Here is a 25,962-nt window from a genome sequence, read left to right as displayed (position 1 = left end):
TATTATGATTTTTCGCGATGCGAGGGTAACGTTGATCGCCCAAACAGTCTCGGTGACGTGATGGGGTACTGTCTTTGTGCTCGCGCACAGTCGAGCGCCCTTTGCGCTGTGCCGCTGAACAACCGCTTTCCAGGAAAATAGCCCCATGTTCGAGTTGGATCATGACCTGGCGCAGGATATTGTCGATCGCACCATGGCAATCCTGCCTTACAACGTCAACGTCATGGACAGCCAGGGCCTGATCCTGGGCAGTGGCGAGCCGGAGCGCATCAATACCCGCCACGAAGGGGCGCAGCTGGTGCTGGCCAATGGTCGCGTGGTGGAAATCGACGGCCAGACCGCCAAGCACCTCAAGGGGGTGCAGCCGGGCATCAACCTGCCATTGCTGCATGACCAGCGCCTGATCGGTGTGCTGGGGATTACCGGCGAACCCGAAGGGCTGCGCACCTACGCCGAGCTGGTGCGCATGACCGCTGAAATGCTGGTGAGCCACCGTCACCAGCAAGCCGAACAGCAATGGCGCCGGCAGCGCTGTGATGATCTGCTCGCCTTGCTGCTGGCCGACAGTGGCGACTCACCACGGCTGGTGGACGAAGCCCAACAGTTGGGGCTCAAGCCGCAGATGCCCCGTACGCCGTACCTGTTCGAGCTGGGGCCGGGGCAATCGGCCGAAGCTTTGAGTGCCTGGCTGGGCAGTCGCTACCCGGACAGTTGGTGTGTCAGCTCGGCGCAGTTCTCGCTGTTGTGGTGTCGGCCGGCAACCGTGTCGGTAGACAACCCGCGCCTGCTGGAAAAACTCGATGGCCAGGGCTGGAACATCCTGCGTGTAGCCGTGGGCGGGCAGGCCGATGGCTTGGCCGGGTTGCGTCGTTGCTACCGACGTGTCAGCGATCTGCTGGCCTACGGGCGCGATGTACTGCCTCAGTCACGCCTGCTGACCCTCAACCGTTACCGCCTGCCGGTGATGCTCTGGCGTCATCGCAACGATGATGCCCTGGACGAATTGCTCAACCCGCTGCGCAAAGTCCTGGCCAAGGACGGCAACGGCCAACTGCTCGCCACCTTGCGCAGTTGGTGCGAACACGATGGCCAAAGCCAGGCGTGCGCCGACGCCCTGGGCATCCATCGCAACAGTTTGCGTTATCGCATGGAGCGTATCGCCGAACTCAGCGGGGTCGACCCCCTGACACTGGACGGCATGCTCGCCCTCTACCTGGGCGTACAGCTGTTACCCCAGGCTTTGTCGGAATGAACAACAAAGCTCATCCACACTTGTGCATCGGACCGGCGTCATCGCCGCAGACAACTGGCAGCATGGGCGTTATAAAAACCGGAGAAAGCCCATGAAAATCATCATCGCCCCCGACTCGTTCAAGGACAGCCTGAGTGCTGAAGGCGTTGCCCAGGCCATTGCCGAAGGGCTGGCCGAGGCCTGGCCGGATGCGCAATGCATCCAGTGCCCGATGGCGGATGGCGGTGAAGGGACGGTGGATGCGGTACTCGCCGCCTGCAACGGCGAACTGCGCCGCCAATGGGTGCGTGGCCCGCTGGGCGGCACGGTCGAGGCACGCTGGGGCTGGTTGGCAGCCAGCCACACTGCGATGATCGAAATGGCTGAGGCGAGCGGCCTGCAACGGGTACCGCCAGGGCAGCGTGACGCGTGCTCCAGCACCACCTACGGCACCGGCGAGCTGATCCGTGCCGCCTTGGACCTGGGGGCCCGGCGTATCATCCTGGCGATTGGCGGTAGCGCCACCAATGACGCGGGCGCCGGCGCCATGCAGGCCCTTGGCGTGCAACTGCTCGATGACCAACAGCAACCACTGCCCGCCGGCGGCCTGGCGTTGGCGCGCCTGGCGCACCTCAACCTGGAGCGGTTGGACCCGCGCCTGGCGCAGGTGCAATTTGAAATCGCGGCGGATGTGAACAACCCGCTGTGTGGCCCCCAGGGCGCCTCGGCTATTTTCGGCCCGCAAAAGGGCGCCAATCCCGCACAGGTCCAACAGCTGGATGCAGCCCTCGGCCACTTCGCCGACCACTGCGCCAGGGTGCTGCCCAAGGATGTGCGCGACGAGCCCGGCAGCGGCGCCGCCGGTGGCCTGGGCTTTGCTGCCAAGGCGTTTCTCGGCGCACAGTTTCGGGCCGGCGTTGAAGTGGTGGCCGAACTGGTGGGCCTGGACGCTGCCGTACGTGGCGCCGACCTGGTGATCACCGGCGAAGGCCGCTTCGACGCCCAGACCCTGCGCGGTAAAACCCCCTTTGGCGTGGCCCGTATCGCCCAGCGGCACCAGGTGCCGGTGATCGTGATCGCCGGCACCCTGGGCGATGGCTATGAACAGATGTACGCCCATGGCGTGGCGGCTGCGTTCGCTTTGCCGAACGGGCCGATGAGCCTGGAGCAGGCCTGCGCCGAGGCGCCGCGTTTGTTGCGCGAGCGAGCGGCGGATGTTGCGCGGGTGTGGCGAACCGCTTCCGGCCGCTGACGCCATGCACTGAACATGGGACAATCCGCGCCTTTCAGACACGGAGAGTCCCCATGCTACGCCCCGCATTACTGGCCTTGTCGCTGGCCGGCGCCACCTTTCCAGCCTTCGCTCAACCGCCCGCCGAAACCGTGCCCTTGCTGCGGGAAATCAAGCAATGGGTGACCGGCTGCGACAACCTGCGCAATTGCCATGCCCTCAGTGCGCCCAGCGGCGTCGACGAAGAGGACTATAGCTCCCTGACCTTGCACATCTGGCATCAGGCCGGCCCGCAGGGGTATCCGCGTTTGCGTTTTGATCATCGTGGTGAGGCGGTGGACCTTTCTACATTGCTGTTGGATGGTCAGCCTCTGGGCCAGGAGTTGACGCAGGCATTGCATGTGGAGCTGGACGATGAGGGCGAAGATCCCCAGGTTCAGTCCTACGGCGTGATCGATGAAGCGCCGGCTCGCCTCTGGTTGCAGCGGTTGCGCAACGGTCAGCGTTTGCAGGTGCCGGGAGATGAAAGCGCGCATGTATCGCTCAGCGGGCTGAGCGCTTCGCTGCTGTTGATGGATGCAGTGCAAGGTCGCCTGGATACCGTCACCGCACTGGCGCGGCCGGGCAAAGGGGCGGCGAGTGAAGTACCGGCGCGTTTGCCGCTACCGCTATTGCGCAAGTTCCCGGCTGCGCCACCGCTGACTGCACAGGAACAGACCGGTTTGGCAGCCGCCGCCGTGAAAGCCATCACGCAGACCGATACCGAGATGGCACCTCAGGCTGAAGTCGGCGCGCTGAGTGCGGCTCAAGCCATGAGCGTGGTGCGCTATGACTGCGCCGCCTACAACTGCGAGTACGATGTCACCAGCCGCCAGCGCCAGGCGCCTTACGGCGAAACCCCACTGACCCTGCAACCCTTGCCGTTGGACGGCGCGGCGCTGCAAGGCTCGGTCGGGTATGACGAAGCCACTGGCACGTTGAGCTATTTCTATAAACAGCGTGGGATTGGGGATTGCGGTGCTGGAGGCGTCTGGGTGTATGACGGCAAGGGCTTCCAGCTCAGCGAATTCAAGATGATGCCGCGCTGTACCGGCGTGGGTTATGGCGATTGGCCGTCGCTCTGGTCGAGCGCTCCAGCGCGCTAGCCAGCCGGCGGGTTGGGCCTCTACACTGGCTGGCCACGTGTCTTTCAAAGGATGAAACACAATGCACGCACCTGAACCCCACATCGTGATCCAGCGCTTTACCGAAGCCCATCTGGAAGGCGTCACTGCGCTGTATAACGACCCGGCCGTGTGCCGTCAGGTGCTGCAAATGCCTTTCCAATCCGTGGAGGCCTGGCGCAAGCGCCTGGTGATGGACAACGAACGGCGGCTGCAACTGGTGGCGGTGCATGGCGGTGAGGTCATCGGCAACCTCGGCATGGAGCAGAACGCCCGCGTTCGCCAAAGCCACATTGCCGGCTTGGGCATGGGGGTCGCTACCGCCTGGCAGGGCAAAGGTGTGGGTTCGAAGCTATTGAGCGCTGCGTTGGAAGTGGCTGACAACTGGATGAACCTGCGCCGCGTCGAATTGACGGTGTATGCCGACAACGAAGCCGCTCACGCGCTCTATCGCAAGTTCGGCTTCGAGGTCGAGGGCTGCCTGCGCGATTACGGTGTGCGCGATGGGGTGTTTGTCGACGCGCTGAGCATGGCGCGCCTGCGCAAAGGAGCGGACAACGGGTAACCTGTGGCGAGGGAGCTTGCTCCCGCTGGACTGCGTAGCAGGCCTAGTCGTTTCAAACCAAAAGCTGGGGCCGCTTTGCGACCCAGCGGGAGCAAGCTCCCTCGCCACAGGGACAATGTTCATCCTTAATTGAGCTCGCCCCCTCCCGCAGTTGACTTCAGATGGCTTGGATTACTGTCGATGGCCTTGGCTTAGTCCTGTAAAGCAAACGCCACCGCCGCCCGCGCATGCAGCTCAGTGCTGTCCAGCAGCGGCAGGTTGCTGTGTTCGGGCTGGATCAGCAGGCAGATCTCGGTGCACCCCAGGATGATGGCCTGGGCACCTCGCGCGGCGAGGCTGTCGATCACCCGTTGGTAGACCTGGCGGGAAGCTTCGCTGATCACCCCCACGCACAACTCTTCGTAGATGATCCGGTGCACGGCCTGGCGTTCGTCTGCATCAGGCACCAGCACGCTCAAACCCTGGGCGGCCAGGCGTGATTTGAGAAAATCCTGCTCCATGGTGAACGCCGTACCCAGCAGGCCCACGGTCAGGGTGCCCGCCGCAAGGGCTGCGGCCGCGGTGGCATCGGCGATATGCAGGAACGGAATCGACACCGCGGCCTCGATGCGCGGCGCCACCAAATGCATGGTATTGGTACACAGCACCACGCAATCGGCGCCGCCGGCCTGCAGGCGGCGCGCCGCGTCTTGCAGAATCACTGCGGTGTCATCCCAACGCCCGGCATGCTGGGCTTGTTCCACCGGGCCGAAGTCCACGCTGTACATCAACAACTGCGCCGAGCGCAGTGGGCCGAGCTGGTCGCGCACGCTCTGGTTGATGATGCGGTAATACTCGGCGCTGGATTCCCAGCTCATGCCGCCGATAAGGCCAATGGTGCGCATGCGATGCTCCTGAAGAGGAATGTCGCGTTACCTTACCCACCGCTCGTGGATTAGTCATACGCAGTTGCCTGCGAAATGACCGGTGCAGTTCACCGCTCCAGCGCAACAGAGCGCGCCTCTAGCACTGCGGCAAAACTTGCCGGCAGAAACCCTTGTTTGCGCAAAGTTGGCTATACCTACAGCTCAATATTCCGGTGATGACCGACAGGGAGTTCAGTGATGAAATCAAGGCTAATGATCAGCACGCTGTGCATCGCCTCGCTCGCAATGGCAGGCTGCGCGAGCAAGGTCACCCAACCCGACGAGTACTCGGGGTTTCTATCGGACTACAGTCAGCTCAAGGAAGCCAAGTCGCCTTCGGGCGCTGAAGTGATGCGCTGGGTCGACCCCAATCTGAACCTGCGCAACTACACGGCGGTATTTGTCGAGCCGACCCAGTTTTATCCCAAGCCCCAGGCAACCACTAAAATCCCGCAAGGCACCCTGGACGGCATCAATGCCTACTACAACCAGGCGCTCAAGCGTGAGCTGGTCAAGTCGTTGCCGCTGGCGAGTGCGCCGGGGCCGGGGGTGATTGTGGTGCGTGCCGCCATCACCGCCGTAAGCAGCAAGACCGAAAGCCTCAAGCCTTATGAGTACATCCCTGTGGCCCTGGTGGCGGCGGCCGTGAGTACCGGCGCCGGCATCCGCGATCAGGAAACCACCCTGGGCACCGAAGCGCAGTTCCTCGACGGTGGCAATGGCAAAGTGCTCGCCCAAGTGGTACGCAAAGGCACCGGCAAGCCCCTGTCCAATGATTCCCAGGTCATGAAGGCCGATGATGTGAAAAGTGTGATCGATGCCTGGGCTTCGGATCTGCATCAATCCTATGCCAAGTTCAAACACTGATTATTGCGTGCAAGCAGGAGCGAGCAGGCTCGCTCCTGTACAACCCGTTACTTGAGAGGCGTCAAGGGGGGAAGTTTCCATTGACCGTTACCCACCTCAGGTTTGGGCAGGTAAATGCGCAGCACCGCATAAAACGGACCGGGTGGCGCCGGCAGCCAATTGCTCTGTTCGGCCTTCGGCGGCTCGTGGTGTTGCAGCGCCAGGGTCAGGCCGCCATCGGCGTCGAGCTTGAGGTTGGGCAACATCTGCGAATTGATCAGGTAACGCTTCTTGTGGTTGGGCACCAGCAACTTGGTTTTGGCGTCATACATGGTCAGCGACCAGAACGCATCGGCCGGCGGCAGTTGGTCCTTGGCAAAATGCACGGTGTAGCTGTGGCGCGCGCCGTTGGCGGGTTTGCCTTCGCTGTCGACGTAGTAGGTCAGGTAAGTGGCTTCGTCGCTTGAGTTACCGAAAATCTCCAGGTTGGCCCCGGCATAACGGTACAGATAGTTGTTTTTCAGGCGATCACGGCTGCCGAACAGGTCGCTGCTGGAGACTTGCTGGGTGTCGAGCTTGTCTTTCTTGAACGCTGCGAACTCTGCCTTGGCATCGGCGATCCCTTCTTCCAGGGCCTTGCGCTGTTCAGCGCTGAGCTGGTTGACCTTGAACGGTGCGCCCGGCGCAATGCCGATCTTGGCAAAACGCGCCAACAGGTCTTTTTCGCTGTCCTGGGGCGCGGCGAAGCTGAGCATGAAGTTCAGGTAACGGAACAGCTGCGGGCTGTCGGTCATGGTTGCCATCGGCTTGGGCCATTCGATCTTGGTCACTTTGGCCGGAGCGGGCTGCTTCACGTAGCTGCTCAGCGGCTGCACTTTATAGCCGTTCTGGATCTGCTTGACCTTGGCCAGGTCTTTTTCATCGAACAACTGCGTGCGGTACAGGGCGTAAGCGATGTTGCTTTCGCTGTAGATCACGCGGTCGATGTCGACCGGTTGCTGACCTTTCCAGTCAGGCCCGGCGATCATGAAGTGCCCGCCATTGTTGCCGGTGCTGCGGGTGCCCAGGTAGGCGATGTTCTGCGTGTAGAGGTCGATCAACTGTACCGAGTAGTAGCGGTTGTCTTCGATCTTGGGCAGGGTCAGCACCAGGGGTTCCTTGCGCAGGTCCATCCAGACGAAGGAGTAGGGTGTGTCCGAGTTCGGGGTCGTGAACGCAGTGTCCTTGGGCGTGAACAGCTGGGCGCTGTTGCCGATGTGGTTGAACGGGGCCTTGAAATTGGTGCCGCCTTTATCAACGGCCTGGGTGTAGAGCGTCTTGTACATCTCCACCACCGGGTAGCCGTACAAGTAGGCCTCCTTGGCGATGGCCCGGGCTTCGGTCGGGGTCGCCGTGAAGTCGGCCCAGGCACCGGTGCTCATGAATATCGAGAGGCTCGCCAACAGCAGGCGCGTCGGTTTTCCAATCATGTAGTTGCGTCCTTCCTGAGTGCTTTTTCAAGGGCGTGGGATTAAAACGCCGAGTTTCCAGTTTTATTCGCCGGACGTCACGTTAATCCCTGCAAACAAGTTGAACTGTCAGTGCGATAACGGCGTGGCGCAGATGTGCAGGTTAGCAGACGGCTCCACGTTCAGAGGGGCCGTGCTGTTTGTCCTGGGGAAGGAGGGCTACGCGGCGGGCAACATCGATTTGACTTTGTCGCGCAGTTGATCGATCGAGAACGGTTTACCGATGACTTGCATCCCTTCGGGAACGTCGATGTTTTCGGCATAACCACTGGCAAACAGAATTGGCAGGGTGGGGCGGAGTTGACGCACTTGGGTCGCCAATTCCTTGCCGTCCATGTCGGGCAGGCCGACATCGGTCATCATCAGGTGGATGACTTTGTCGGTGTTGACCACGGCCAGCGCTTCGCCGGCATCAGCGGCCTCCAGTACACAGAACTCCAACTCTTCAAGCACATCGACAATCAACATGCGCACGATGGCGTCGTCTTCGACTACAAGGATGGTGGAGGCAGGGGACGGCATAGTGAACATTCCTGAAAGTAAAGGTGCAGAGGCCAGGTAGGGCTGAGGCAACTCAACTAATGAGTAGTCACAATGCCAGCAAGTTCCGAAAAACTTAATGGCACTGTGACTTTAGGCAGGCAGGATGCCTCGGCGCTTGATGGTTTACAACGTAACGCTGGAAAGTTCTCTGACCGCATCCGGGTTGATGCCGGGTCGATTATTCACATGGCCGGGATCAAATGTACTAATGCTGTAGGCGCGTTTACCCGTCAGCGTGCGACGCGTGTTGTGTAATGCTGCGGATTGGCCGCTGTTGAGCAATTCCTCCATGCCTTTTTCCATCGACTGCAAGTTTGTGAATTTGACCAGGCCGGCGTTGGGGTCGAAAAAGAACCACTCAGGCTTACCGTTTTTGATCCGCACCCCAGCCAGCATCGCGTGATCCACAGTACCGATCCTGATAGTCATCGACTTTCCAGACGTGAGCATTTTCTCGATGATCTCGTCGTACCCGACTTCCACCTGCCCGCCGAAATGGAAGGCACTGGGTTTTTTTACCGCATCTTGCAGGTCGCGCAAATGCGTGGCGAATCGTGTGTGGGCGGCCGTTGAAGGGTTGTCGCTCACCTTGAGCAGGTTCTTCACAAACTGTTCTTCGCTGCCCAGATGCAGCGCCAGCGCCATGGCATAGGATATGCCGGCGCACTCGCCGACGGAGGGCAAGTCAACGTGTGCGTTGTAACGGGCCTGTGAAAAGGGCAGCACCGATACCCCTGGCCCCGTCGCATCATGGCGCAGTAACGCGCTGGTGTACTCACCGTCCCGGATATAGGCAAGTTTCAGCTCCCGGCTGAGGATGCCCATCTCACGTGGCAGTCGCCCCTGCGCTTCAGCCAGTTTCCTGAGTTGTGAACTGCCCATTCCATCGCGATAACCCGGCAGTTCGTGCAAGCGTCCGGTCAAATAACCCTGATTGAAGGCCGGTCTGTTTTGCGCTGTCCGTGCGTTAAGGATGTTGTTGTGCAGTCTTAAATACGCAGGTTCGTTGGCCACCCCATTCAAGGCATGCAGCTCAGGTGCTCCGCGTGGGGAAAAACCGTCGATGGGTAGGCCATAGGGTTTATTGGCGATGGGATCATAGGGGTACCAGTGATCATTTTTCAGGACGGCGACGCCTTCGGTCTCGATCCCACCCACCTTGTATGTGCCGATCAAGGTTGGCCCATGCTCTTTGCTGGCAGCCTTCAAGAAGTCATAGCCACCGCTCGCGCCCCTCAGGTGATTGAGCCATTCGACGCTCTTGGAGAACCCGCCGCCGATCAAGCGGGTGGCACCCACCGCCGCATCGCCCAGGCCGCTCAAAGGGTTGAGTGAACTGAAGGTGGCCATCCCGATGACCTTGACCGTACGCGCCACCTTGGTGGCGGTTGCGGCGGCAGTGCCGGCGATCTTGATAACCTTGCCGGCGGTGCCCACGCCGGCGGTCAAGACGCCGAACAGGTCCATGCCAAGGTCTAACAACCCTTCGCCGATATGCCCTTTGCGAAAGTGATTGAACGCCGCGCGAAAGGGGATCAGGTCCAGTATGGCCTCGCTGACCGCTTCGCCGCGCCTGCGGTTGTTATCGGCGGTGGTTAGGCCGCGGGCCTGTTGTTTGATCGCCTCGTTATCCAGGTCGACATGCTGCACGAAGGCGTCAGCGATCAGGCCCGTGCGCTCTGAATTGAAGCTGTCGGGTGGCGACTGATTCGGGCGCTGTTGCGCCTCACGGCGGGCCGCGTCGTCACCCTTGGGGACAAAGGCTTGTGTTTCGTGCACGACACTGGCGTCCCGACGGCTCTGGGCGCTTGCCCGCGACGGCCGGATCGGTGTAATCGCACCTTTGTTAAAGCTGATCGCGTAGGCCCTGGTCACCCCGTCGCGCTCGACTTCGACGAGCAGTTCCTCATTTCTGGGGTGTGGCGTGGTCCCGGTAAACCCCGTGCCCAAGCTGTGTGAATGCTCCTGGAAGAAGCTGATCTTGCCGTATTCGAGATCTTCGCGTATCGCCAGGGGCGCCTGGCTGATCAAGTGCCTGACGTAAGTATTGATGGCGGCCTTTTTTTGCTGGACGGCGCCGGCGAACTGCGCCTCGAAGGCGTCGGCCACGACAAACCGAGGGTTGGCATTCAAGGCCGCCAGCGGCATGCGCGTGTCGTCAGAGGTGAAGACGCAGTCAGCGTCCGGCAAGTCCATCATGGCGATGTCCAGCATCGAGTGGGGCCCGACCTCGATCGTCCGATAGCCGACGCCGCCATCGGCTGTGGTTTCCTGGCGGCTGATGTGGAGCCGTTTTTCCTCGAACAGGGCCTGTTGCTCGGGGAAGCGTTTTTTCAGCTCGGCCAGCGCCATCTCTCGACGCGACGGAATCTGCGCATCCAAGGCTTGCGTGGCGGCGCTGGTCAGCGCTCTGCGTGCATTGAATTCACCGAGCAGGGCGGTGAGCTCATCAGCGCTATAGCGTTGATCATCTTTCCTGGCCAGCACCCCGTTGGCCACGCCCCAATCCACCAGGACTTCCCGTTGCACGCGCAGGGTCACGGCCGGGTCGGCTGCACTGGCGCTGCGAGCCGCCAGCATGACTTCGGTAAAGGTCATATTCGCGACCTTGCCGGGCGTTTGCGCTTCAATGGTGGCGGCGGCTATCGACAGGTTGACCCAGGCCAGGCTGCCATAGGTGACGCTGGCCGGAATGTCCTTGATCAGCAACGCCGGTGCGCGATTGGCCAACAACAGATGCGCGGCGACGCCGGCCATGGCCGCGCTGGTCTTTGCCTGCGTGACCAGATGCTGTTCAAGACCATCGACCAGCGTGGACAGCGGCTTGCCCCAGTGCTTGTCATGGGCCAGATCGAAGCCTGCGACAACGTTGCGATGCGGTGTGGTGATGGATTCCGGGTCCAGTTGCAAGATCACGGCGGCGAGCAGGTAGTCCATCGTGCTGCTGTCGGTGGCAACGCCCTGCAGGGTTTCGCGCAGTGTTTCGCCGAGTAATTGCCCTTCGGGTGAACTGATCAAGGCCTCCAGCGCTTTGGCCGGATCATTCAGCAGCCCTGCGGGGAGCGGCGTGCGAAGTCGCAAGAACTCCAACAACAGGCCCTGGGTCTGCATCACTTGCGGTTGTTGGCCATGGGGGTCGACATGGCTCATGGCGATGCGCCGGACGCGTTGCTGTTGATCGGTGCTCAGCGGCACTGGCCACGACAGCGCGCCGCCCAGATTGCCCAACGGATGCACTTGGCCACGGCCGATAACGGCGTCCGAGAGGCCGTCGAGCGCGAAATGGCGGTCAGGTAAAGGCAAGCCGAGACTGTGGATGAAAGCCTCAAGGGTGACGTGCCGGCCGGCATCCTGAGGAGGATATGAGTCAGGATCAAGCAGCATCGATGTGCTTTTCAGCGCTGCCAATATCACCGGTGCGGTGGCGTCCGCGCCCAGTTGCCTGGCCAGTTGACTGAGCGCTTCGCCCAAGGTGATGAGGTTTCGTTTATCGGCCAGGGCGGTTTTAAGGTTGGGCTTGGGGTTGGCGACCGCGTTGCCGGGTGTAGGCGCAGGCGTAGGGGCGGGTACTAGTGTGGGAAGCGTCGGGATTGCGCGTGGCAGGTGGTGAACAGAGCTTGTCATCTGGGAGCACCTTTATGGGAATGAAGTGGCGCCTTTGCGGTGGAGCCTCCCTGTTCACAGGCGCATCTCTAGGTGGAGTGCCTGAGCACCGACGTTCCCGTGCACGGCGCAGGGAAGTGTGAAAAGAAGTAAGGCGATCGACTCCCGCTCTTGGTTGGCAGGTCGGACGTTTTAACCCGCTCTGTCATCCTTTTCGTCGTTATGCGGTAGAAAAATGGCGTTCCCGGGCAACTTTGGGGCAAACTCCGTTTTTTTCCGCATTTGGCAAAGGCCTGCCCATGACTCCTGCATCGTCCGTCGATGAAAAGAGCTTTCGTCATCTATTGAGCCGAAACGTCGCGCTGCCCTTGGGCGTGGGCGTGCTCAGCGCCGTGTTCTTCGTGTGTCTGATCACCTATTTGTTGTCCGTCATTCAATGGGTGGAGCACACCGACCGGGTCATCAACAACCTCAACGAGACGTCCAAGCTGACCGTTGACCTGGAAACCGGCATGCGCGGCTTTCTGATCACCGGCGACGAGCACTTCCTCGACCCCTATGAGGTGGCCAAGCCCCGGATCATTGCCGACCTGCGCAACCTCCAGGAACTGGTGTCGGACAACCCGCAACAGGTGGACCGCCTCAAGCGCCTGGAAGCCCTGCAGATTGAGTGGAACCAATACGCCCAGTCGATGATTGAAATGCAGCGCGCCAGCGGTGATTACCGAAGCGCAGTGAAAGCGGGCCGGGGTAAACGCCTGACCGATGAAATCCGTCAGGAATACGACAACGCGGTGGCGATGGAGCAGCAGTTCCGTATCGCGCGCAATGAAGAGGTCACCCGTACGACCGTGACCAGTGTCACGCTGTACCTGATCTTCGTACTTGGCCTGAGCGGTTTTCTGGCGTATATCGGTCGCAAAAATCTTGTCGCTTTATCAAACAGTTACAACGCAAACCTCGCGTCGCAACAGAAGATTGCGCGGCGCCTGGAGCAACAAGCCTGGCTGCGCACCGGCCAGACCGAGCTCGCTGAACAGGTACTCGGTCAACTGACCCTGAATATGCTGGGGCGCAATATTCTGCAGTTCTTTGCCCAATACATGGGCTCAGTGGTCGCCGCGCTGTACGTGCGCGAAGAACACGGTGGCCTCAAACGTGTGGCCACCTATGGCTTTTCGCGTGAACAGGAACAGCAGGAGCAATCGATCTACAGCGACGAAGGCATCGTGGGGCAGGCGGCCCAGCAGGATCGCTTGATTCGCCTGGATGATGTGCCGGTGGACTACTTCAAGGTCAGCTCGGGTCTGGGCGATGGCCCCACCCGAAGCGTGCTGGTAGCGCCGACAAGCAATGACGAACGCGTCAACGGGGTGATCGAGCTCGGTTTCCTGCGCCCATTGCAAGAGCGCGACATCGAGTTGCTGGAGCTGATCGCCGACAATATCGGCACCTCCATCGAAGCTGCCCGCTACCGCCAGCGCTTGCAGGAGGTGTTGGCCGAAACCCAGCAGCTCAATGAAGAACTGCAAGTGCAACAGGAAGAACTCAAGACCGCCAACGAAGAGCTGGAAGAGCAGTCGCGGATTCTCAAGGAATCCCAGGCCCACCTGGAAACCCAGCAGGCCGAGCTGGAGCAGACCAACGAGCAGTTGGCCGCACAGACCCAGACCCTGGCCGACCAGCGCGACGCCATGGACCGCAAGAACATCGAGCTCAACCAGGCGCAGGCGGCACTGGAGGACCGCGCCGACGAGTTGCAGCGCTCCAGCCGATACAAGTCCGAATTCCTCGCCAACATGTCTCACGAACTGCGCACTCCGCTGAACAGTTCGCTGATCCTGGCCAAGCTGCTGGCCGAGAACCCCCAGGAAAACCTCAGCGCCGAACAGGTCAAGTTTGCCGAGTCGATCTATTCGGCCGGCAATGACCTGCTCAACCTGATCAACGACATCCTGGACATTTCCAAGGTGGAAGCCGGCAAGTTGGAAGTGCGTCCCGAGAGTTCCAGCGTCCCGCGCCTGGTCGATGGCCTGCGTGCCATGTTCGAACCCTTGGCGGCGGATCGAAAGCTGGGCTTTCAGGCGCAGATACTCGAAGGTGCGCCGGCGCTGCTGTTCACCGACCGCCAGCGTTTGGAGCAAATCCTCAAGAACCTGCTGTCCAACGCGATCAAGTTCACCGAGCAGGGCGAGGTGAGCCTGTCGGTTTCCCAGGCGCCGGGGGAGAGCATTGCCTTTACCGTGCGCGATTCCGGCATCGGTATCGCCCCGGACCAGCAGGAAAGCATCTTCGAAGCCTTCCGCCAGGCTGACGGCACCACCAACCGTCGTTACGGTGGTACGGGCCTGGGCCTTTCGATCTCCCGCGATCTGGCCACCTTGCTGGGCGGCTATATCACCGTGACCAGTGAGCCCGGCAAGGGCAGTGTGTTCACCCTGGTGTTGCCGCAGCAGTACGTGGAACGTACGCAAGACAGCCCGCCGATCGAGGCGCCGCGCCAGGTCGTGGCAGCACCTGCGCCGGCCCCGGTCAGGATTTCCCCGCTGCCGGTGGCCGACACCGAGCAGATTCCGCGCTTCGCCGATGACCGCGACAAAGCCCCCTTTGCCACGCGTTGTATTCTGGTGGTGGAAGATGAGCCGAACTTCGCCCGCATCCTGTTCGACCTGGCCCACGAGCTGGGCTACCACTGCCTGGTGGCACACGGCGCGGACGAAGGCTACAGCCTGGCCGAGGAATACATTCCGGATGCGATCCTGCTGGACATGCGCCTGCCGGACCATTCCGGGCTGACGGTACTGCAGCGCCTCAAGGAACACGCCAACACCCGCCACATCCCGGTGCATGTGATTTCCGTGGAAGACCGCGTCGAGGCCGCCATGCATATGGGCGCCATCGGTTATGCCGTCAAGCCTACGACCCGCGAGGAGCTCAAGGACGTGTTTGCGCGCCTGGAAGCCAAGCTGACCCAGAAGGTCAAGCGTGTGTTGCTGGTGGAGGACGACGATCTGCAGCGCGACAGCATTGCCCGGCTGATCGGCGACGATGACATCGAGATCACCGACGTCGCCTACGCCCAGGCGGCACTGGACCTGCTGCGCACCAACATCTACGACTGCATGATCATCGACCTGAAACTGCCGGATATGCATGGCAACGAGTTGCTCAAGCGCATGGCCACTGAGGACATCTGCTCGTTCCCGCCGGTGATCGTCTACACCGGGCGCAACCTGACCCGCGATGAAGAAGCTGAACTGCGCAAATACTCGCGCTCGATCATCATCAAGGGCGCACGCTCGCCGGAACGTTTGCTGGATGAGGTCACACTCTTTCTGCACAAAGTCGAATCGCAGTTGTCCCATGACCGCCAGAAGATGCTCAAGACGGCGCGCAGCCGCGACAAGGTGTTCGAGGGGCGCAAAATCCTGCTGGTGGACGATGATGTGCGCAACATCTTCGCCCTGACCAGTGCCCTGGAACACAAGGGCGCGGTGGTGGTGATCGGGCGTAACGGCCATGAAGCCATCGACAAGCTCAATGAAGTCGAGGATATCGACCTGGTGCTGATGGACGTGATGATGCCGGAAATGGACGGCTATGAGGCCACTGCCCTGATCCGCCAGGACCCGCGCTGGAAGAAACTGCCGATCATTGCCGTCACGGCCAAGGCGATGAAGGATGACCAGGAACGCTGCCTCGCAGCCGGTTCCAACGATTACCTGGCCAAGCCGATTGACCTGGATCGCCTGTTTTCCTTGATTCGCGTGTGGCTACCCAAGATGGAACGCATTTAAGTGGAGCAATGTTTTTTGGACAAAAGCAGCGATAGCGATATTGAGCTGCGCCTGCTGATCGAGGCGATTTACCTCAAGTACAGCTACGACTTTCGCGATTACTCGGGGGCATCGATCAAACGGCGCGTAGCCCACGCTTTGCACCAGCTCGACTGCGCGACCATTTCGGCATTGCAGGAGCGGGTGCTGCACGACCCTGCGGCGTTCATGCAGTTGCTGCAGTTCCTGACGATTCCCGTGAGCGAGATGTTTCGCGACCCGTCGCACTTCCTGGCCATCCGCCAGGAAGTGGTGCCGCTGCTCAAAACCTACCCCTCGATCAAGATCTGGATCGCTGGGTGCAGCACGGGCGAAGAGGTGTACTCCATGGCGATCCTGCTGCGTGAGGAGGGGCTGCTGGAGCGCACGATCATTTATGCCACCGATATCAACCCCGCCTCGCTGGATAAAGCCAAACAGGGCATTTTCTCCCTGGAGAACGTGCGCGCCTATACGGCGAACTACCAGCAGGCCGGTGGGCAGCGGTCGTTTGCCGACTACTACACCGCGGCCTACGATTACGCGATCTTCGACAAAACCCTGCGCGAGAATGTGACCTTTGCCGATCACAGTTTGGCGACCGATAGTGTATTCTCAGAAACACAATTAATTTCATGTCGCAACGTACTGATTTATTTCAATAAAAAATTGCAGGATCGGGCGTTTGGGTTGTTCCATGAGTCGCTGTGTCATCGCGGCTTCCTGGTGCTGGGCAGCAAGGAAACCCTGGATTTTTCCGCCTACAGCAAACAATTCGAGCCGTTGGTCAAGCAAGAGCGGATCTACCGAAAATCATGAACGACGCTGTCACCAACCCGGTTCACGGGATTGAAGCCATCGTCGTCGGCGCCTCCGCCGGCGGTGTGGAGGCGTTGCTGCATATTTTTGAGCCGTTGCCCCAGGATTTCAGCCTGCCGATCATTGCGGTATTGCACCTGCCGGATGAGCGGCGCAGCCAGTTGGCCGAAGTGTTCGCACGGCGCCTGCGCATCCCGGTGCGCGAGGGGATGGACAAAGAAACGTTGCAGGCGGGCACTTTGTATTTTGCAGGTCCCGGCTATCACCTGTCGGTGGAGCAGGACCGCAGCCTGTCGCTGAGCCAGGAAGACCGCGTGTTCTACTCCCGACCTTCGATCGATTTCCTGTTTTCTTCGGCCGCCGATGCCTATGGCAAAGGGCTGCTGGCGATTTTGTTGACCGGCGCCAACCAGGACGGCGCAAGCGGGCTGGCCTACGTCAAGCAATCGGGCGGCATCACCGTGGTCCAGGACCCCAGGGACGCACGGATTGCCGTGATGCCACTGGCGGCCCTGGCACTGCATACACCTGACCATATTCTGACCTTGAGCCAAATAAGCTCATTGCTGGCGACCCTGGAAAATTCCTCATGTTAAGTACTATCCAGGCCAAACTGCTGATCGTTGACGATCTGCCGGAGAACCTGCTGGCCCTTGAAGCATTGATCAAGCGCGAGGACCGTCAGGTCTTCAAGGCCTTGAGCGCCGACGAAGCCTTGTCCCTGTTGCTGGAGCACGAGTTCGCCATGGCGATTCTCGACGTACAGATGCCCGGTATGAACGGTTTCGAGCTGGCCGAGTTGATGCGCGGCACCGAAAAGACCAAGAACATCCCGATTGTGTTCGTCAGTGCCGCCGGCCGTGAGCTCAACTACGCCTTCACGGGTTATGAAAGCGGCGCCGTGGACTTCCTGCACAAGCCGCTGGATATCCACGCGGTGAAGAGCAAGGTCAATGTGTTTGTCGACCTGTACCGCCAGAGCAAGGCGATGAAGCTGCAAGTCGAAGAGCTGGAGCGCAGCCGACGCGAACAGGAGCTGCTGCTGGCACGCCTGCAAGCGACCCAGGCGGAGTTGGAGCAGGCGGTGCGCATGCGCGATGACTTCATGTCGATCGTCGCTCACGAAGTCCGTACGCCCCTTAATGGGCTGATCCTGGAAACCCAGCTGCGCAAGATGCACCTGGCTCGCGACAATGCCGAGGCGTTCACCCTGGACAAGATGCACGCCATGGTCGACCGCGACGAGCGGCAGATCCGCAGCCTGATCCGCCTGATCGAAGACATGCTCGACGTGTCGCGTATCCGCACCGGCAAGCTCTCGATCCGCCCGGCGCGTTTCGACCTGGCCCGACTGGTCGGCAACCTGGTGGAAAACTTCGCGCCGCAGGTGGCGGCCGCCGGTTCGACGCTGCAATGGGCGAGTGAAGGGCCTGTCGAGGGCCACTGGGATGAGTTCCGCATCGAGCAGGTGATCACCAATCTACTGACCAACGCCTTGCGCTATGGGGCCAAGAGCCCGGTGGAGGTGCGCGTGTACACCGAGCATGGCGAGGCGCGGGTAGAGGTACGCGACCATGGCATTGGTATCAGCGAAGAAAACCAGAAACGTATTTTCCAGCAGTTCGAACGCGTCTCGGCCAGCCAGGTAGCCGCCGGCCTTGGCCTGGGGCTGTTTATTTCCGAGCAGATCGTTACGGCCCACGGCGGTACTATCGAAGTGGAAAGCCGGATAGGCGAGGGCGCCTTGTTTCGCGTCTGCCTGCCCCTGGCGGTGTCGGCATGAAATCAATCGTCGCTTCGACGCAACCTCTGCGTGACCCCATGGTCGTAACAGCAGCAATTGACCGGACAAAGGCTTCCCATGAGTGAAGATGCGCAAGATGTCGTTCTGATCGTCGAGGACGACGAATCCATTATGTTCGTGCTGGGTGAATACCTGGCGGGCCTGGGCTATCGGGTCTTGAAGGCGAGCGATGGCGAGCAGGCTTTCGAGATCCTCGCGACCAAGCCGCACCTGGATCTGATGGTGACCGATTACCGCCTGCCGGGCGGGATTTCCGGGGTACAGATCGCCGAGCCCGCCATCAAGCTGCGGCCTGAACTGAAAGTGATCTTCATCAGTGGTTACCCGCAGGAAATCCTCGACTGCAACAGCCCGATCACGCGGAATGCACCGATCCTGGCCAAGCCGTTTGACCTCGATACCCTGCAGGAGCACATCCAGCACTTGCTGGCCTGATAAAAGGGCACGTCCCGTTACATCCCTCTGATCCCCAAACAGGAACCGTCTGACAGCCAGTGCCCAATAAGCGATGCCCTTGATGAGCGTTCCTTCGTCACGGGCGATGCTTATTTTCTGTCAGAGGGCTCCCCATGTTTGCGTCTTCCGTTTCGTCGAATCAGCGCTTTGCCATTCCGACGCCTGTGACTTCCGTAGCGGCCTCGGGCCAACCGACATCGTTGCCTGAACCGGCACCCGAAGCGGCCGGCGAACCGCGTCTGTTGCAGCTGTACATCAGCGGCATCCGGCAGGCCGTTGAAAAAAAGTCCAGCGCCGGAATGCTTCACGATATTCCCCAGGAGACGGCGTTCGGTGGGTGGTGGCAAGCGTTGTACAACGCCTCCCACAGCCCGATGTTCCTCGCCTGGGCCAAGGCGCTCAACATTGATACCACTCAGCCGATCACCGTTGATGGCGAGACCCTGACCGTGGTCATCAACGGCGAAAGTACACGGCTTCAACTCAAGGATCAGGCACCGCAGTGGCAGGCTGCGCTGGCGCCGGTGATGGCGGCAATGAAAGCCTTCTACCCCTCGGCCGTGGATCTTCCGACCAGCCCCACATCGGCGCCGCTGATTATCGTTGCGCGCTTTCATGGCGAAGTGCTGCTGCCTCACTACAGTGTCCAGACACTCGAACGGGCCACGCAGCTCGAGCACAACCAGGCGTTCGATACCCTCAAGCCCGGCGAGACATATGTGAGGCTTGAATATCAATCCCCGCAGTTGCTGCAACAGCAGAAGAACGACCTGGGCGACAGCATTAATCAGTTCAATTTGCTCAAACACTTGCAGCGCTACCGGGGCGAGAACGTCAACTATCTGTTGAGCGGCTTTATGCCGATTCATCCCGATTCAACGTATGGGCAGTCTTCCGACCAGCCGGAAGCGACCCTGGCGGACGTGCTGGCTGCTGGCGGCTGGCAGGTTCCGCAAAATCCGCAGCAGATGTACAACCTGATCCCCGCCCTGGCCGCCCCGGCATTGCCCGCTCCCCCCTACGGTAACTACGGCGGGGCGTTGGCATGGCCACAGCCGCTGTCCATTGAAGACCAGGCTGAGCTCTTCCGGATCATTGCCGAGAACAAGCCGCCGTTGCCGGGGCTGGACCCGGATTCGGCATTGGGCACCACCGATGTGCTGGGCGCCCTGGTGAAAAACGTGCCGCGCAGTGTGCTCAATACCGGCGACTCCCATGCCGTGATGCAGTGGATCCTGAACTCGAGTGTCGGCAGGCAATTAGGCGCGCAGCTTAAAGCGCGCCTGGGCGAAGTGGCCGCGCACATGAGCCCCGAAGAAGTCTTGCTGACGGCCCTGGGCGTAACGCTCGACGCCGCGAGCCTGTCAGACCCCAAGGAGCCCGCAGAGCAATACGTGGCGGGATTCGACTTGGCGGCCCCGCAGTTCTACCGCCAGCCGGTTTCAGTGATCAAGCAACAGCTGATCAAACATCTGGTGGATACCAATAAAACCACGCCCGAGGCTGCACCGATTGCCGCGATGCTACTGCTCAGCCGCAAAGCCCCGGAACTGCAGGTCAAGGGTGTTCCACCGGAGGTGACCTTCAACTCGTTCGCCTCGCTCAGCCTCAAGTCTGCCGTGGCGCGTATTGAAGCCACCAGCCCGGGTGCCAGCGCGCAGATGACCTTTACCGAGGTGGTCGAGTTTGACGCGATCGACCCGGTTCGCGAAGAGGATCAATTGATTCAGGACCAGACCCAGTTGCCTGCGATTATCCAGTGGGGCAGGGGGCATGGCCTGCTCGGCCCCCAAGGTCCCTACACCGAGCAGCAGATCAGCGCGACCCGCCAGGCTATCAGCGACCAGCAGAATGAGCTGGTCGAGGCGATCGAGGTCCTGGCCACGCCGGCCCCGACCCAGCGTTCAGTCGCACTGGCCCGGCTCAAGCAAGAGTTTGGCGAGGGCATCGACTTCGAAGAGAAGACTATCCGTAGCAGCAGTGTGGCTTCGGGGGCGCATACGCTGTCGCCGGCACTGAGCGTGGAGCCCAAAGGGAGCTACTCGCTGCTGGATTTCTACCTGGCGAAAAAAACCAGGAGTTATGGCTGGGTTTCGACTAATCCGAGGATCGACGCGGATGTGTTCAAGCGCCTGCGCGAGCTGCCCGACCCGGGCCAGGAACACAAAGCCGCGTTCGATGAATATCGGGCCAGGCTGAGTAAAGCCTGGAGTACCGTGACCCGCACGATGATTGCCAATCTCGCTCCGCAAGATCGGAAGAATATCGAAAGCGGGACGTTGACGATTTATCGACCCGGTGTCTCGAGGCGCGTCGTGGAGCGAGAGAGAACAAAGGAATGGAAGTACTACCCGCCCGAGCCACTCGAAGAGCGGGGTAAGCTGATTATAAAAACCGAGCATGAGGGCAAAGCGACTTATTACGAGTTCGACCCGCGCCATAATCGGGTGCAACGCCACGACGACTGGCAAGAGACCTTCAAGGAAGGGTTGCAAGAACCCTACACAGTGGTTGGCGAGGCATTTGACGAGAAGACGGAGGACGCGCGCGAAATCACACGGGTGGTGCCCGAGTCGGACGAAGAGGCCCGTCAGCAGCAAGCCCGGCCTGACGGCAAAACGTCTGCCAACGCTTTTTCCAGCAGCCGCAGCCAGTACCTCGGCAAGAAGCTGGCGGACGAGATCATTGAGGGCTATCACCTTGATGAGGTCCGGGAGAGCAACCTGGCGGTGACGACTTTCGACGAAGAAAAGGCGCAGGCGCATGCCGACTTCCAACGCATCATCGGTTTTTTTCCTGGCGTTTCGATGATCAGGAACTTGGTGAACGGTGATTACGTCGCGGCGGCAGGGGATATCATATTCGATGTCGTGATGACAGCCACCACTGCGGGCATTGGCCGCGCGGGAGGTGGGGCCCTCAAAAGCGTTGCCAAGGATACAGTCCAGGCAGCCGCCAAAAGCTCCATCACGCCTATACGCAAGATGTTCGGGCAATCATTGCTGATGGGGTTCGCCGATGGTGCGAAAACGGGCGCCAAGGCAGGCTCAAAATTGCTCACTGACGCCGTTCGACGCGTACGCACAGGTTTTTCCGGCAAAACCACGCAGTCAGGCGTACGCCTGACCCCGCAGCAGGCCAATGTGGTGTCCCAGCGCAGCGATCTGTTCGAGGGCACGGCTAAAGCCACCGGCGCTGGAGGGTATTACCCGACCATTGCCAAGTTCGATTCAGGCTCCGGCAGGTGGTTTGCCTACAACCCAGCCACCAACAAGTCCTTTGGCAGGCCCTTGGCGGATTTCAAGCCCACGACAACCACTCACCTGGACACCCAATGGCAAAACGTCACCCGCAAGGCGGAAAACGGTGCCCATGCCGCCGCGTTTCGCGAAGGCTACTTGAATGGCAACCCGGCCGATGTGCCTGGTTATTCAGCGGGCATGAAGTCGGCCCAAATCAAGAAGCTGGCTGTGAGCCAAAAACACACGCCCAAAAATCTCGGCATATTGGCGCGGCAACAGGAACGGGTAGCGGTGCAGTTTAGTTTGAAGGGCGTCGATGTGTTCAACAATGCTGTGCGTAGTGCGGGTGGCAGGGTCACGCCGATCTCGCAATTGTTTTATTTGAGCCAGGTGCAGCCGTTATCCCAAGGCCAGTGTGCAGCACTGTCCCATGTGATGATCGAGGCGATAAAACGGGGCAAGGGGCAGCAGTTCATCGACAACCTCTTTAAAGCGGCGGCCAATCCGAACAGCGCCGCTTCCAAGCGCTTTATCCAGACGGTCACGGGCATGCAAAGCCGGTTCGCCCAGCCGACTGCATTCCATGGCATATCCAATGTGCCCTCTAAACCCTTCAACGTGATAGCTGATGAACTGGTCACGGCTCCCCAGACCAAATACATCCTGGTCAGTGATAAAGGCCACGCCATGGTCGTGGGGGTCAAGGTTGAAGGGGGGCAGCGTACTTACTTCTTTTTTGAGCCCAATTACGGTTTGGCTGAGTTTCCGACGCTGGGCAGCTTGCGCAAAGCAATGAATGACGTATTCACCAACAAAAAATTTCCCCGACCCTATGCCAACACCGACCCCACGTCCAAAGTGCTGCACCTCGGTGTCAGTGAATACCGCAGCGACGCGCTGAGCAAAGTCGGGGTTGACTCCGACACCGTAGCCAGTCTGTTTATGACCTCACTCTAGATCAGGCGCGGCCTGCTGCTGGGAACGTATGTTGATCATCTCGCGGACCTTCGCCGTCAGCATATCGAAGGTGAACGGCTTGGTGATCAACTGCATCCCGGGGTCGAGAAACCCACCGCGCACCGCCGCATGCTCGGCATACCCGGTAATGAACAGTACCTTGAGCTCGGGCCTTATCTGCCGCCCGATCTCGGCCAACTGCCGGCCGTTCATGCCTGGCAAGCCGACATCGCTGATCATCAAGTCGATGCGTTGCTCCGACTCAATGATCGGCAACGCCGAAGGGGCGTCCGCGGCTTCGACATAGGCGTAGCCCAGTTCCTTGAGCACCGTACTGACCAACACGCGGACCGCCGGGTCATCTTCGACAATCAACACGGTCTCTTCGGCACCGGCGAACGGCAGCAGCGCGGGGTCGGTGGCCTCGGCCTGCGTGATTTCGCCGTGGAAGCGTGGCAGGAACAAGCTGACGGTCGTGCCTTTATCGACCTCACTGTGAATCGTCACATGGCCGTGGGATTGACGGGCAAACCCGTAAATCATCGACAATCCAAGGCCGGTACCCTGGCCGATGGGCTTGGTCGTGAAAAACGGATCAAACACTCGGCTCATCAGACCTTCCGGGATACCACACCCCGTGTCGCTGACGCTCAACTCCACATAGTCGCCTGGCTCCAACGTGCCATAGGCGGCGGTAAACACGCTGTCCAGATGCCGATTACTGGTTTCCACCACCAGCCTGCCGCCCCCCGGCATGGCATCCCGCGCATTGATCACAAGGTTGAGCAAGGCACTTTCCAATTGGTTGGGGTCAGCTTCCGCAGTCCATAAGCCGGCGGCCAGGCGCATATCCAGGACGATGCTTTCGTTGATGCTGCGCTTGAGTAACTCCCCCATGGAACTCACCAATTGGTTGATTTGCACCGGTTTGGCGTCCAGGGATTGGCGACGGGAAAACGCCAGCAAGCGGTGAGTAAGGCTGGCTGCGCGGTTGGCCGAGGTGACGCCCAGGTCGATCAGGCTGTCGAGGTCATCCAGCTTGCCGCGCGCAACCCGCCTGCGCAGCATCTCCAGGCTGCCGATGATGCCGGTGAGCATGTTGTTGAAGTCATGGGCGATACCGCCCGTCAATTGGCCCACCGCTTCCATTTTCTGCGATTGCCGCAAGGCATCTTCGTTATGGCGTAATTGCGCGGTGCGTTCTTCGACCTGCTGTTCGAGGGACTCCAGCGTCGTTTGCAGTCGCTGCTGGCTGGTGCTCAGCTCGATCAGCCGGTCACGCGCCTCATATTGCCGTCGCCGGCCGCGCAGGGCGGCGCTGACCAGACTGATCAAGGTCACCGGATGAAAGGGGCGCTCCAGGAAGGTAACGTTGCCCAGCAACCCACCCAGGTGCGCTGAGCCGTTGCGTTGATGACCGCCATGGTGGGTCATCAGCACAATCGGCAAATCAGACCACGCCGGTTGCCGGGCGAGGTAATCCAGCAAGGGCGCCAGTTCGACTCCGCGCAGCGCTTCGGCGGCGATAATCAAAAGCCCGGCGCCTTGTTCCAGCGCCTCGCACAGCGCGCCCAGACTGTGGGCAACTATCCCGTCGTAGTGCGCCTCGTTGAGCATCTGCAACGCCAATGTACTGTCGCGGCCCAGCGGCGCCAGAATGATCGCGCGCTCGGAGACCGGTGAAAGGCCTGTCACTGCTCCTCATCCTCCAGCAGCGGAGCGGCGCTGCCCACATAGGTGGGAATACCGCGCAGCACGCCTTGGAAATTGTTCAGCGGCGCACCAATGGTCATGCCCTGTTTGCTGATGCGGTACTCACGAATAGTCGACTCATGGGTCCCCGTCCTTTTCTTGATGACCGAGATAGCCCGACGAACTTCACCCAGCGCTTCGAAGTAACGCAACAAAATGACGGTGTCGGCCAGGTAGGTAATGTCCACGGGCGCCTGCATGTCCCCGACCAGGCCGTGTTGGGCGATAGTCATGAAGGTCGCCGCGCCACGGCGATTGAGGTACAGCAACAATTCATGCATGTGCAGGATCAGCGCGTTTTCTTCCGGCATCGCCGCCTGATAGCCGTTCAGGCTGTCGATCACTACCGTCTTGATGCCATGCTCGTCCACGCAACGCCGTACGCGATGAGAGAACTCCCCGGGTGCCAGTTCAGCGGCGTCCACCTGTTCGATCAGCAGGTTGCCGGTCACTTGCAGTGCTTCAAGATCAATGTTCAGCTTGCGCATGCGCTCGAACAGCAGCCCCAGTTCCTCATCGAAAATAAACAGCGCGGCTTTCTCGCCGCGGGCCACCGCCGCCGTGGCAAAGATAAATGCGATCAGCGATTTACCGGTACCGGCAGGGCCGAGAATCAGGCTGCTGGAGCCGGTTTCAATACCGCCGCCGAGCAACGCATCGAGCTCTTGGATGCCGCTGGTCAAGGTTTCGCGCACATAACCGGCGCGGTGCTCGGCGGCGACCAAGCGCGGGAATACATGCACCCCATCCTGCAGGATGGTGAAATCATGAAAACCACCGCGGTACTTCTGGCCACGGTACTTCATCACGCGCACGCGCCGACGTTCGGCACCATAGCTGGGAGTCAGCTCTTCCAGGCGGATCACCCCGTGGGCCACGCTGTGCACGGTCTTGTCCAGCGCCTCGGTGGTCAGGTCGTCGAGCAGCAGGACCGTGGTGTCATAGCGTACGAAGTAATGCTTGATCGCCAGGATCTGCCGGCGATAACGCAGCGAGCTTTGCGCCAGCAGGCGGATCTCCGACAGACTGTCGATCACCACACGACTCGGTTTGACACGCTCGACCACCTCGAAGATCTGCCGGGTGGCCTCACCCAGTTCCAGGTCGGAGGAATACAGCAGGCTCTGCTGGTGCTCGGCATTGAGCAGGCTTTCGGGTGGGGTCAGCTCGAAAATATGGATGTTGTCATCCAACTGCCAACCATGGGATTCGGCGCCCTGGCGCAACTCGCGCTCGGTTTCGGAAAGGGTGATGTACAGCGAACGCTCGCCGTTTTTCGCACCGGCTTGCAGAAATTGCAGGGCAACGGTGGTCTTTCCGGTACCGGGTTCGCCTTCCAGCAGGAACAGGTGGCTACGCGAGAGCCCGCCGACAAGAATGTCATCAAGACCTTCGATGCCGGTGGCCGCCTTTTCACTGAACTGCGTATTGGATGTAGACAAGAAGTGCCCTCAGGTCACGTACAAGTAGGTGCGCGCCGCTTTGAGCGCGCCATATTTACTTGACCGTAGCGGCCCCTTGG

General features: G+C 60.4%; 17 protein-coding genes. 11 read left to right on the top strand and 6 right to left on the bottom strand.

The window, feature by feature from the left end:
• The first annotated feature begins 145 nt into the window (after positions 1-145).
• The 4 genes from JBE38_RS06280 to JBE38_RS06265 all read left to right on the top strand — a co-directional run bounded on the left by JBE38_RS06280 (position 146) and on the right by JBE38_RS06265 (position 4,190).
• Positions 146-1,252, top strand: coding sequence for a sugar diacid recognition domain-containing protein (locus JBE38_RS06280; protein ID WP_205343888.1), 1,107 nt, complete (start codon positions 146-148; stop codon positions 1,250-1,252).
• Positions 1,253-1,343: 91 nt separating this feature from the next.
• On the top strand, positions 1,344-2,483 hold the full coding sequence (locus JBE38_RS06275; RefSeq protein WP_205343887.1) for a glycerate kinase: 1,140 nt from the start codon (positions 1,344-1,346) through the stop codon (positions 2,481-2,483).
• A 53-nt stretch (positions 2,484-2,536) separates the two neighbouring features.
• A complete protein-coding gene (locus JBE38_RS06270) occupies positions 2,537-3,607 on the top strand; it encodes a DUF1176 domain-containing protein (RefSeq protein WP_205343886.1) in 1,071 nt (356 codons plus the stop codon).
• A gap of 61 nt (positions 3,608-3,668) precedes the next feature.
• Positions 3,669-4,190: a GNAT family N-acetyltransferase gene (locus JBE38_RS06265; RefSeq protein WP_060752989.1), complete on the top strand. Its 522-nt coding sequence runs from the start codon at positions 3,669-3,671 to the stop codon at positions 4,188-4,190.
• Positions 4,191-4,381: 191 nt separating this feature from the next.
• On the opposite strand, the gene JBE38_RS06260 is transcribed toward JBE38_RS06265, so the two are convergent.
• The gene (locus JBE38_RS06260; protein ID WP_060752990.1) at positions 4,382-5,074 is read right to left on the bottom strand and encodes an aspartate/glutamate racemase family protein; all 693 of its coding nucleotides are present in this window, start codon (positions 5,072-5,074) and stop codon (positions 4,382-4,384) included.
• A gap of 219 nt (positions 5,075-5,293) precedes the next feature.
• Between JBE38_RS06260 and JBE38_RS06255 the strand changes: the two genes are divergently transcribed.
• Positions 5,294-5,962: a DUF3313 domain-containing protein gene (locus tag JBE38_RS06255; RefSeq protein ID WP_090370996.1), complete on the top strand. Its 669-nt coding sequence runs from the start codon at positions 5,294-5,296 to the stop codon at positions 5,960-5,962.
• A 47-nt stretch (positions 5,963-6,009) separates the two neighbouring features.
• Here JBE38_RS06255 and JBE38_RS06250 read toward each other — a convergent pair whose 3' ends face one another.
• From JBE38_RS06250 to JBE38_RS06240, 3 genes are all read right to left on the bottom strand, one after another.
• Positions 6,010-7,410 (bottom strand): DUF1254 domain-containing protein, encoded by a 1,401-nt coding sequence (locus JBE38_RS06250; RefSeq protein WP_205343885.1) that lies wholly within the window; start codon positions 7,408-7,410, stop codon positions 6,010-6,012.
• Positions 7,411-7,608: 198 nt separating this feature from the next.
• Positions 7,609-7,971, bottom strand: a complete 363-nt coding sequence (locus JBE38_RS06245; RefSeq protein ID WP_205343884.1) for a response regulator — start codon at positions 7,969-7,971, stop codon at positions 7,609-7,611.
• 144 nt (positions 7,972-8,115) lie between these two features.
• Complete coding sequence (locus JBE38_RS06240; RefSeq protein ID WP_205343883.1) at positions 8,116-11,616, bottom strand: hypothetical protein; 3,501 nt, start codon at positions 11,614-11,616, stop codon at positions 8,116-8,118.
• 278 nt (positions 11,617-11,894) lie between these two features.
• Here JBE38_RS06240 and JBE38_RS06235 point away from each other — a divergent pair, with 278 nt between their 5' ends.
• The 6 genes from JBE38_RS06235 (at position 11,895) to JBE38_RS06210 (ending at position 22,688) form a co-directional block, all read left to right on the top strand.
• Complete coding sequence (locus JBE38_RS06235; RefSeq protein WP_205343882.1) at positions 11,895-15,392, top strand: response regulator; 3,498 nt, start codon at positions 11,895-11,897, stop codon at positions 15,390-15,392.
• The gene (locus JBE38_RS06230; protein WP_090371002.1) at positions 15,393-16,229 is read left to right on the top strand and encodes a CheR family methyltransferase; all 837 of its coding nucleotides are present in this window, start codon (positions 15,393-15,395) and stop codon (positions 16,227-16,229) included.
• The gene (locus tag JBE38_RS06225) at positions 16,226-16,825 is read left to right on the top strand and encodes a chemotaxis protein CheB (RefSeq protein WP_205343881.1); all 600 of its coding nucleotides are present in this window, start codon (positions 16,226-16,228) and stop codon (positions 16,823-16,825) included. Before JBE38_RS06230 ends, JBE38_RS06225 begins: the two co-directional genes overlap by 4 nt.
• Positions 16,819-18,012 (top strand): hybrid sensor histidine kinase/response regulator, encoded by a 1,194-nt coding sequence (locus tag JBE38_RS06220; protein WP_205343880.1) that lies wholly within the window; start codon positions 16,819-16,821, stop codon positions 18,010-18,012. The genes JBE38_RS06225 and JBE38_RS06220 overlap by 7 nt, the downstream gene beginning before the upstream one ends.
• Before the next feature lie 78 nt (positions 18,013-18,090).
• Positions 18,091-18,468, top strand: coding sequence for a response regulator (locus JBE38_RS06215; protein ID WP_060752999.1), 378 nt, complete (start codon positions 18,091-18,093; stop codon positions 18,466-18,468).
• Positions 18,469-18,938: 470 nt separating this feature from the next.
• Positions 18,939-22,688: a hypothetical protein gene (locus tag JBE38_RS06210; protein WP_205343879.1), complete on the top strand. Its 3,750-nt coding sequence runs from the start codon at positions 18,939-18,941 to the stop codon at positions 22,686-22,688.
• On the opposite strand, the gene JBE38_RS06205 is transcribed toward JBE38_RS06210, so the two are convergent.
• Together JBE38_RS06205 and JBE38_RS06200 are read right to left on the bottom strand one after the other, a co-directional pair.
• Complete coding sequence (locus JBE38_RS06205) at positions 22,680-24,383, bottom strand: ATP-binding protein (RefSeq protein WP_205343878.1); 1,704 nt, start codon at positions 24,381-24,383, stop codon at positions 22,680-22,682. The two genes, JBE38_RS06210 and JBE38_RS06205, sit on opposite strands and share 9 nt — an antisense overlap.
• Complete coding sequence (locus JBE38_RS06200; RefSeq protein WP_205343877.1) at positions 24,380-25,882, bottom strand: ATPase domain-containing protein; 1,503 nt, start codon at positions 25,880-25,882, stop codon at positions 24,380-24,382. The genes JBE38_RS06205 and JBE38_RS06200 overlap by 4 nt, the downstream gene beginning before the upstream one ends.
• Between the last annotated feature and the right edge of the window lie 80 nt (positions 25,883-25,962).

Origin of the sequence: Pseudomonas sp. ICBG1301, from assembly GCF_016918385.1 — a bacterium.
In the GTDB taxonomy this organism is placed as follows: Bacteria; Pseudomonadota; Gammaproteobacteria; order Pseudomonadales; family Pseudomonadaceae; genus Aquipseudomonas; species Aquipseudomonas palleroniana.
This window is presented reverse-complemented; position numbering and strand designations above follow the sequence as displayed.

What these genes read in the sequence shown, in the direction of transcription:
- JBE38_RS06280 (WP_205343888.1), top strand. Translation starts at nt 146, where the DNA reads ATGTTCGAGTTGGATCATGACCTGGCGCAGGATATTGTCGATCGCACC.
- JBE38_RS06275 (WP_205343887.1), top strand. Translation starts at nt 1,344, where the DNA reads ATGAAAATCATCATCGCCCCCGACTCGTTCAAGGACAGCCTGAGTGCT.
- JBE38_RS06270 (WP_205343886.1), top strand. Translation starts at nt 2,537, where the DNA reads ATGCTACGCCCCGCATTACTGGCCTTGTCGCTGGCCGGCGCCACCTTT.
- JBE38_RS06265 (WP_060752989.1), top strand. Translation starts at nt 3,669, where the DNA reads ATGCACGCACCTGAACCCCACATCGTGATCCAGCGCTTTACCGAAGCC.
- JBE38_RS06260 (WP_060752990.1), bottom strand. Translation starts at nt 5,074, where the DNA reads ATGCGCACCATTGGCCTTATCGGCGGCATGAGCTGGGAATCCAGCGCC.
- JBE38_RS06255 (WP_090370996.1), top strand. Translation starts at nt 5,294, where the DNA reads ATGAAATCAAGGCTAATGATCAGCACGCTGTGCATCGCCTCGCTCGCA.
- JBE38_RS06250 (WP_205343885.1), bottom strand. Translation starts at nt 7,410, where the DNA reads ATGATTGGAAAACCGACGCGCCTGCTGTTGGCGAGCCTCTCGATATTC.
- JBE38_RS06245 (WP_205343884.1), bottom strand. Translation starts at nt 7,971, where the DNA reads ATGCCGTCCCCTGCCTCCACCATCCTTGTAGTCGAAGACGACGCCATC.
- JBE38_RS06240 (WP_205343883.1), bottom strand. Translation starts at nt 11,616, where the DNA reads ATGACAAGCTCTGTTCACCACCTGCCACGCGCAATCCCGACGCTTCCC.
- JBE38_RS06235 (WP_205343882.1), top strand. Translation starts at nt 11,895, where the DNA reads ATGACTCCTGCATCGTCCGTCGATGAAAAGAGCTTTCGTCATCTATTG.
- JBE38_RS06225 (WP_205343881.1), top strand. Translation starts at nt 16,226, where the DNA reads ATGAACGACGCTGTCACCAACCCGGTTCACGGGATTGAAGCCATCGTC.
- JBE38_RS06220 (WP_205343880.1), top strand. Translation starts at nt 16,819, where the DNA reads ATGTTAAGTACTATCCAGGCCAAACTGCTGATCGTTGACGATCTGCCG.
- JBE38_RS06215 (WP_060752999.1), top strand. Translation starts at nt 18,091, where the DNA reads ATGAGTGAAGATGCGCAAGATGTCGTTCTGATCGTCGAGGACGACGAA.